Origin of the sequence: Sphingobacterium tenebrionis (assembly GCF_037126265.1) — a bacterium.
Classification (GTDB): Bacteria; Bacteroidota; Bacteroidia; order Sphingobacteriales; family Sphingobacteriaceae; genus Sphingobacterium; species Sphingobacterium tenebrionis.
On sequence record NZ_JAYLLN010000064.1, the window covers coordinates 1 to 8,753 of the forward strand.

The window sequence follows — 8,753 nt, forward strand, 5'->3', positions numbered from 1 at the left end:
GATATGAAATTAGATAAGATACATTGACCTGATTAACAATAGGTTATACAACATGTCATTGGTAGCGTAGTCGAAGGATCTGTACGGGTACTAACGAACAGATGCTTCGACGCTGCTCAGCATGACATGCGGAAAGATTGCTTCGTTCCTCGCAATGACGTGATGCTACACCGTCCTTTCTGCGTCCCAGTTTTCTAAGTAATCAGCCACCCTACGGATAAAACTTCCACCTAAAGCGCCATCAATTACCCTATGGTCATAAGACATCGAGATATACATCATATGCCTTACAGCAATCACATCACCATATTCAGTCTCCAACACAGCCGGTTTCTTTTTAATAGTTCCTACAGCTAAGATCGCTGCCTGTGGCTGGTTGATAATAGGCATGCCCAAGATATTTCCGAACGCACCGATATTTGTAAATGTAAAAGTACCTCCCTGTGTATCATCTGGCTTCAGCTTATTACCCCTCGCACGATTTGCCAAATCATTTACCGATTTTGAAATCCCCGAAAGACTCAACTGATCCACATTTTTAATCACAGGAACAATCAGATTTCCACTTGGCAAAGCCGCTGCCATACCAATATTGATGTTTTTCTTGCGAATAATATTATATCCATCTACTGAAACATTCACCATCGGGAAATCTTTAATAGCTTTCGCGATCGCTTCAATGATCAATGGTGTAAAGGTGATGTTCTCCCCTTCTGCTTTTTTATAAGCGTCCTTGATTTTATTTCTCCAGTTCACCAGATTCGTTACATCCGCTTCCACCACTGAAAATACATGTGGCGAAGTCTTCACACTGCTCACCATATGATCTGCGATCAAACGACGCATTCTATCCATTTCAATGATCTCGTCGGATCCGGAGCTCTTCACTACCTGAGCCGGACTCGTCACAGCTTGACCTGCATTAGATGTACCAGAAGATGCTTTAACTTCTGAACCAGCAGATGATGAAGCTACCGAGCTTCTAGACTCAGTAATTGAAGACCCCATAGTTGGAGAAGTTGAATCCAATTTAGGCGTATGATTACTACCGTCCTTTTGATGGATATAGTTCAACACATCTTGCTTCGTCACTCGGCCTTCTGCACCAGTACCAGTAATTCCATCCAGCTCCTGTTGAGAAATACCCTCCTGTTGAGCAATATTCCTAACCAATGGGGAATAAAAACGAATACCGGAATTCCCAGCTTCCGAAACTTGGTTATGATCTTCAGCAGCACGGCTATCCACCTGATCCATTCCAGGAATTTCTGTCGATGCCTCAGGAGCATCATCCATTCCTTCATGATCAGCAGATTCTTCCGTATGTTCCGCTTGTTTTTCTTCTATGTTTTGCTCGGAATTATTCAAGTTTTCACCCTGAACATTCCCTGAATTTTCAGCATCATCATCGCCATCAACCTCGATCAATGCAATAACATCGCCTACCTGGATTACCTGATTTTCTTCAAACAATCTTTCCTTTAGGATACCAGCAACCGGAGATGGCACTTCGGAATCCACTTTATCCGTAGCGATCTCAGCGACAGCATCATCTTCCTCGATGCGCTCTCCAACCTGAATCACCCATTTTGTCAACGTAGCTTCTGATACGCTTTCTCCCATCTTAGGAAGTAAAAGTTTATATATAGCCATCTATTTTTTATTTGGATTGTTAGTCCACTAAGTTACTTATTAAAAGTTGAAACTCAAGGAAACAAAATATAATCGTTTGAATAAAAACCTATAAAAAATATAATTCTGTTAATCGCCCTTCTCTTGTCGATATAAATTCCATAACATCAGCAAGGCTTGCGCGGTTGCCCGTTCAATATTGATCTGCCGATCCCCATGAAAACGGAACAATTTAGTTTGTACTTCCTGCTTACCCGCTACAGCAATCCACACGGTACCTACAGGCTTTTCCTGCGAGCCACCTCCAGGCCCTGCAATTCCCGTAGTGGCCACTGCATAACTCGTGCCGAGACGTTCCTTTGCCCCTTTCGCCATCTCCACAGCCGTTTCTTCACTTACCGCACCAAAAGCCTCCAAGGTCGACTCCGACACACCCAGCTGCGACACTTTCACCTGATTGGAATAAGAAACAATCCCTCCCTCGAACATCTCACTTGCTCCAGCAACTTCCGTAATCACACGTGCGATATTTCCGCCTGTACAGCTCTCTGCGGTGGCTAAGGCACAGTTATCCGCCACAAAGGATTTGATGAGCACCTCCTCAAAACTGATATCTTCCGTTGATACAACAGCCTTCCCGATTCTCTCAATCAATTGTTCTTGCAACTCATCCGCTAAAAGATTCAATTGTTCCACATCTTTGCCAGAAACCGTCAAACGAAGTCTGACCATACCGATCTTAGGAAGGTAAGCAAGGTGAACCTGATCCGGAAAACTATCCTCGATATCAGCGATCATTTCGGCTAAATGCGACTCCCCTATTCCAACGGTTAATATATAGCGCAGCACCAACTTTTCCTCACTGTAAAAATTCTTCAGTTTAGGAATAACCCGATGGGTCATCAGGTTTTTCATTTCAAAAGGTACTCCCGGAAGGAAAATAAACACCTTCCCCTCATGCTCCACCCACATTCCAGGCGCTGTTCCCCAATCATTGAAAAGGACTTCCGCATTGGCCAAAACATCAGCCTGACCATAATTCATGGCCGGCATGGTCCGGTTAAAGCGTTCAAAAATCTGCTTCACATGAACCATAACTTCTTCATTATGGACGAAAGTGGTATTGAAAAACTTGGCGACGGTCGCTTTGGTTACATCGTCTTTGGTTGGGCCTAATCCACCTGTACAGATGATCACATCTGCCCTGCTTTGAGCGGCTGTTAAAGCTTGAAGAATATGGGATTCACTATCTGTTATAGAGGTTATCTGTTGAACATGAATCTGTAGGTCGAACAATTGCTGTCCTAGCCATGCCGAGTTCGTGTCCACGATTTGCCCCAGCAGGATTTCATCACCAATGGTAATAATCTCAGCTTTCATGGCTTTTAAGATTTAAATTTTTCTAAAAGGTAAAATGACTCTGGCGTTTCGATAACTTCAGATCCTGAAGGATCGATGCCTTTGCCCTGATGGTTATGTTATAACTTTTGTATTGCCCAAATGGAACCCATCCGACCGACATATCCCAACAATGGAGATCCCGATAAATACTGATGTTGGTCAAACTGGCCTTCATCTGCACAAAATCGAAACCGGTATTGTATTGAATCTTCCATTTCGGCGTCACATTGAAATCCCCATGTACATTGACCGTATTGGTCAATACACTACGCATTCTTTGCTCTTCGTCATCAAAAACCCGCGCATAATTAAAGGAAACGGATGCCGCAACATTCCATGGAATGTTGAAATCCACGAAGGCATTCGGATCGGTACTGATGCGCGATAGTGCCTGCGCCTGTTCCGGACTTAGGTTCGGCATGCTGTTCCGCAGGGAATCCATATTGTTATTCCTGCTTTTATTCGCCTCCGGGTTAAAACTATAATCAAAGGAAAGACCGAAATTGGTCAAACGGGCAAGCTTACCATCTTTGATCGCATAGCGATTAACCGTTCTTCCCGTATAAGGATCATACGAATAAGGATCAAATGTACCATTGAAATTCAGGTTCAATTTTTCCTTGAATAAGGAGGTACGACCGGAGAAACTGATGGTGGATAGTTTCAGGGAGTCTGCCGCCATGTTATAGTTACCCGAGAAGGTTAGACCTTGGATAATAGGAACCTTTCGGAATCCATTACCTGTGGTATCATTATCATCCCTGATCTTCGCCTCAATATTATTATCTACTGAGAATCCAATCCCTAAGGAACGGCCTTCACTTGGCGATCCATAGAGTGCACCATCAAAGATGGAATACTTCCTGTTCACGCCATTTTCATCAATAAAATTACGGTAATAGCCATATCTTTCCCTTCCAAAATCTGGGCGATAATTCAAGTTCACCGATGGGGTAATCACGTGACGTATCCCCTCTATCTTACCCATTTTAGGATACATACCATAAACCTTGGTTGATAATCCACTGGAAAGGTTATAATCGTAGGCTCTTTTGAATCCTTGGATGGTATCCCTAACTGTGCTATACCCAAAAACCTCGTTTGCTACACGATTACGAACGGACTGCAAATACCAGCGTTCGGTGTAGTTGGCGGAGGTATTGAACTGGAAATATTTCAGCACATTTAAACTTAAACTAAGCGGAATATTATGTTGCATCCCATTGGTAAAGTCTTGTAGCGTTTCTTTTCTAAACAAAAGCGTATCAAACGTAACGATCTTATTCTGCGCCTGCATACTATAACCTACCGTTAGTTTCTGGTACCATTTCTGTTCCCCAACACGATCTTTACTATCGAAAGGATTAAAGGTGGCCACGTTCAAACTGATGGTCGGTAGATCCAAGGTTACCCGACCAGTGGTCAGGTCCTGCTCATGTCGAAGGTTGGACGTAAAATTGACCTTACCATCTGCAAATACTTTTCCATAAGCGATGGAAGAGTTCAATCGGTTATTGGTCAAAGCGCGAGGGTCGTATGTTCCACCCGCAGCAGAATTCTGCAAATAAGAACGGGTACCAAAGTTTACAGATGCCGTAAAGGAAGTCCCCGGATTAGCCTCCTGCCTTTGGGTATGGTTCCAGGTAAAGTTAAAATCCTTACTACGTCCATAACTTGGCGTACCTTCTACCCCTTCCACGAAGGAACCATAACGGATATTGAAGTTACCACTGAATTTATAGTTCACCAAATATTGGGTCCTTACACTAGCTTCCCAGGTTCCTTTGGAATACAGGTTACCTCTGATTTCCGAATCCCAATAATCATTGAAGGTCAAGTACCATCCCAGATCACGCATGGCAAAACCACGGGAGGCATCCTCACCAAAGGATGGGAATAAAAATCCGGAACTCTTCTTATCCTGTTTAGGGAAAAATCCGAATGGAATAGCAATAAATTTTAAGGGTATATTTTCAACCACCAGGTAGGATGGTCCGGCAATAATCTGTTTTTGGGTGATCACCCCTTTGCTGATCTGTATACCAAAGTGGGTATGCGGATAAGGCAGATCACAGGTACTGTACAATCCTTTGTACAAGGACATCTCGTCATAGATATTCTTACGTACTTCCCGGGCTTGAATATAACCCCCATCCACCTCGGTCATCACGCCATAGGTTTTCGGCACTTGGGATTTGTAATTATATAACAGGGAATCGACAGCAATCGGCGATTCTCCAGGCATAATCACGACTGGCCTACCTACATATTTTCCGTTATGATCGATTACACCGGAAGCAAATAAGATATTGGTATTTCTATCCAAACGGATATAGTCGGCTGCTAATTCGAAGCCTTCATATTTTACTTTGGCACCTTTGAATAGGTGCAGGATGTTTTTACTGACTTCGTTCCATGAAGAATCATTGGCAGAAATGGTGACCACAGTTTCCAGACCGCCATCATCTTGCATATGCACCGTATCTTGTCCCGAAACCTGTTTGAAATTGTTTTTACTGGTATCCTGGAGTTCGTTTTTGGAAGTGTCGTTTGTAACAGTTGTCCCTCTGGAATTGGTTTCCACCTGCCCTTTTACCAAAGACAGCCCACAAAAAAAAAGAAAAAGGGTAAGGAAAAAACAACTTAAAGCCTTCAAAATGAAATATGAATGTTATTTTTGTGCTAATTTTAAACTCTTGATGGCAAAAATAGTCAAAAATCTATTACAATAATTAGGATTTTGATAAAGTTAAACATATTTAACAAATAACTTTAAAAAGCATTTTGTTGGATATTTAAAAGGAGAAGTTGGAAATGAATCTTAATCAAAGAACAAAATCAGTCCTAAGCATTTTAGGCATTACACTACCTATCTTATTTCTAAGTATTTACGTCGGAACCAGTAAGGGCGACTCCGCAAAGGAACCCATTGCAACCGAAGTTTCTAGCAATAAAGCCATGCGATTGATCGTTATCGATCCGGGTCATGGCGGGAGAATTCCTGGCGCCAGAGGAAAGATTTCTGCCGAAAAGGATATCGTTTTGCAAGTATCAAAAAAACTGAAAGATGCTATTGAAAAAGAATTACCGGGTGTAAAGGTGATGCTGACACGCGAAACAGATGTGGATGTTCCTTTCCATGAGCGTTCCGCCATTGCCAACCGCAATCGGGCGGATCTCTTTTTATCCATTCACTGTAACTCGGCCGATTATGATTCGAAAGGTCGGGTAATCCGTAGACCTAGTGTTAGTGGAACAGAAACCTTTGTATGTGGTTATAACCGATTACAGAAAGGGGAATCCAACGTAGCGGTAAGAGAGAACGCGGATATCTTGATGGAGGAAAATTACCAGGAAAACTATGGTGGTTTTGATCCGAAAGATCCTTCATCCTATATCATTTTCTCTTTATTGAAAAGAACCTATCGGGACAAGAGCATTAAATTTGCCTCTTATATCCAGAATGAATATGTAAAGCAGGGCAGACCAAATCGTGGCGTTCAGGAATTATCTTTAGCGGTACTGGCATTTGCGAGTATGCCTTCTGCCTTAACCGAAATTGGATTTATTTCCAACCCCGATGAAGAAAACTACATGTTATCCGCAAAAGGACAGGAAGAAATTGTTGGCAACATTGTTGATGCAGTGAAACGCTATAAAACAAGTTCTGGATTATAGCATTAAGATACATTGAAATTGGACACTTTTAAAAACACGAAAAAACACATTTTTAAGGCAGCCGGACGTATGGCCATCTGTTTATCAGTCATCGTCTTAGCTTCCTTTACTCCTAAAGACCCGCAAAATCCAAATCAAAGTGGTACCGTAAAAAAGATGCGGACGATTGTACTTGATGCAGGACATGGTGGTCATGATTCAGGTGCTGTCGGTCGGGTATCGAAGGAAAAAGATATCGCGCTGCAGGTAGCCCTAAAATTAGGCAAACGTATAGAACAGGAACTGCCAGGTGTAAAAGTGGTTTATACCCGCAAAACGGATATTTACCCGAAGCTATACGAAAGACCTGCTATTGCCAATAAGCACAATGCCGATCTTTTTATTTCCATCCACTGTAACTCTGGAGGTACTACCAGTAGAAGGGTAAAAAACAGTAAAGGAAAATATGTTACACGAAAAACATTGAACACATCAGCTGCCGGAACAGAGACCTTGGTTTTAGGTTTTAGCCGTACAGGTCAGCAGGATGTGGCCATCCGAGAGAATGCTTCCATCCTGATGGAGGAAAACTATAAGGAAAACTATGGTGGTTTCGACCCAAAGGATCCATCATCCTATATCATCTTCTCCTTGATCAAAAGGAAATATAGGGAGCAGAGTATCCGATTAGCAAGCTATATGCAGGACCAGTTCAAAGGGTCTAACCGCACTGATAGAGGTGTTAAAGAGCAGTCCTTGGCTGTTTTGGCCACTGCGGGTATGCCAGCGGTACTTACGGAAATCGGATTCATCAGTAATCCCGAAGAGGAACGCTACATGAACTCTGCTGCTGGGCAGGAAGCCATTGTCACAGATTTGTTTAATGCAATAAATACCTACCGAAAAGCTTTTGAAAGATAAACTTTTTCTTAACTTGGTGGTTAAATATTTATAGATACTCTTAAATCGGATCATTTTGAAAATTTCTAATGAAACTAAAGTTGGCGCACTTACCATTATCGCCATAGCCTTGTTGTTTATTGGATACAGCTTCCTAAAGGGCAATAATGTCTTTAGTAGTGAAAACATTTTTTACACTGAATATGATAATGTGGATGGATTGGCTGTTTCCAAACCGGTGTTGGTGAATGGTTACCAGATCGGTCGGGTTTCAAAATTGACCCTTCAGCCGAACGGCAAGATCAAAACAGAATTCAAGATTGATGATAAGGTGGATATTCCATCCAATACGGTAGCACGGATTGTGTCTGCGGATTTATTGGGTAGTAAGGCCATTGTTTTTGAATTGGGAAATAGCACGACCATGGCACGAAATGGCGATCCTTTGCTATCGGATGTACAGGCGAACCTAATGGAAAAAGTAGAACCGCTACAGAAGAAGATCGAGAATTTGGTGGTTAAATTGGATTCGGTGCTAACGGGGGTTAACTCGGTATTGGATGCCGATTTCCAACGTGATTTCAAAAGTTCAGTGCATAGTATTTCAGTTTCTTTAAAGAATTTGGAGAAGATTACGGGCGATGTTGATGGGATGGTGGGTAGCGAGCGAGCTCGTTTGACCAATATCTTGGCGAATTTAGAGTCGATTACCAGTAATTTTAAGCAGCATAACAGTAAGATCAATTCGATTCTGGCTAATATTGATAACCTTTCTGATGATCTTTCCAAAACGGAAATTAAGGAAACGGTGGATAATGCGAATCAAGCGATGTTGCAGGTGCGGATGATAACGGATAAGATCAATAGTGGGGAAGGATCGTTGAGCTTGTTGTTGAATGATGAGAAATTGTATAATAATTTGGCGAATTCTTCGGAGAGTTTGAATCAGTTGATTGAGGATTTGAAGAAGAATCCAGGGAAATATCTTAAGATCTCGATTTTCGGAAAGAGGGATACGAAGTAACCGTCATTGCGAGGGTTACGTCATTGCGAGGAACGAAGCAATCTTTCGATTAGTCCAAAGATTGCTTCGTCGTACCTCCTCGCAATGAACTGTGTATATATCCAAATAATAAATTAAATTTTCTCCAAATAATATTCTG

6 protein-coding genes are annotated in these 8,753 nt (G+C 42.1%); 3 read left to right on the forward strand and 3 right to left on the reverse strand.

Annotation, left to right across the window (positions count from 1 at the left end):
* Nucleotides 1–165 precede the first annotated feature (165 nt).
* The 3 genes from VJ786_RS16260 to VJ786_RS16270 form a co-directional block, all read right to left on the reverse strand.
* Nucleotides 166–1,653, reverse strand: a complete 1,488-nt coding sequence (locus tag VJ786_RS16260) for a dihydrolipoamide acetyltransferase family protein (RefSeq protein WP_134777044.1) — start codon at nucleotides 1,651–1,653, stop codon at nucleotides 166–168.
* Between the two features lie 108 nt (nucleotides 1,654–1,761).
* Nucleotides 1,762–3,012: a competence/damage-inducible protein A gene (locus VJ786_RS16265; RefSeq protein ID WP_134777045.1), complete on the reverse strand. Its 1,251-nt coding sequence runs from the start codon at nucleotides 3,010–3,012 to the stop codon at nucleotides 1,762–1,764.
* 22 nt (nucleotides 3,013–3,034) lie between these two features.
* A complete protein-coding gene (locus VJ786_RS16270; RefSeq protein ID WP_245153313.1) occupies nucleotides 3,035–5,617 on the reverse strand; it encodes a putative LPS assembly protein LptD in 2,583 nt (860 codons plus the stop codon).
* A 230-nt stretch (nucleotides 5,618–5,847) separates the two neighbouring features.
* Between VJ786_RS16270 and VJ786_RS16275 the strand changes: the two genes are divergently transcribed.
* The 3 genes from VJ786_RS16275 to VJ786_RS16285 all read left to right on the forward strand — a co-directional run bounded on the left by VJ786_RS16275 (nucleotide 5,848) and on the right by VJ786_RS16285 (nucleotide 8,614).
* Nucleotides 5,848–6,711: an N-acetylmuramoyl-L-alanine amidase family protein gene (locus VJ786_RS16275; protein ID WP_134777047.1), complete on the forward strand. Its 864-nt coding sequence runs from the start codon at nucleotides 5,848–5,850 to the stop codon at nucleotides 6,709–6,711.
* 69 nt (nucleotides 6,712–6,780) lie between these two features.
* Entirely contained in the window at nucleotides 6,781–7,611 is an 831-nt protein-coding gene (locus VJ786_RS16280; protein WP_134777048.1) for an N-acetylmuramoyl-L-alanine amidase family protein, read from the forward strand.
* Nucleotides 7,612–7,666: 55 nt separating this feature from the next.
* On the forward strand, nucleotides 7,667–8,614 hold the full coding sequence (locus tag VJ786_RS16285; RefSeq protein WP_099366878.1) for an MlaD family protein: 948 nt from the start codon (nucleotides 7,667–7,669) through the stop codon (nucleotides 8,612–8,614).
* Nucleotides 8,615–8,753 lie beyond the last annotated feature (139 nt).

Bases quoted from the DNA above. Each gene is read 5' to 3' on its own strand.
- VJ786_RS16260 (WP_134777044.1), bottom strand. From the start codon at position 1,653: ATGGCTATATATAAACTTTTACTTCCTAAGATGGGAGAAAGCGTATCA.
- VJ786_RS16265 (WP_134777045.1), bottom strand. From the start codon at position 3,012: ATGAAAGCTGAGATTATTACCATTGGTGATGAAATCCTGCTGGGGCAA.
- VJ786_RS16275 (WP_134777047.1), top strand. From the start codon at position 5,848: ATGAATCTTAATCAAAGAACAAAATCAGTCCTAAGCATTTTAGGCATT.
- VJ786_RS16280 (WP_134777048.1), top strand. From the start codon at position 6,781: ATGGCCATCTGTTTATCAGTCATCGTCTTAGCTTCCTTTACTCCTAAA.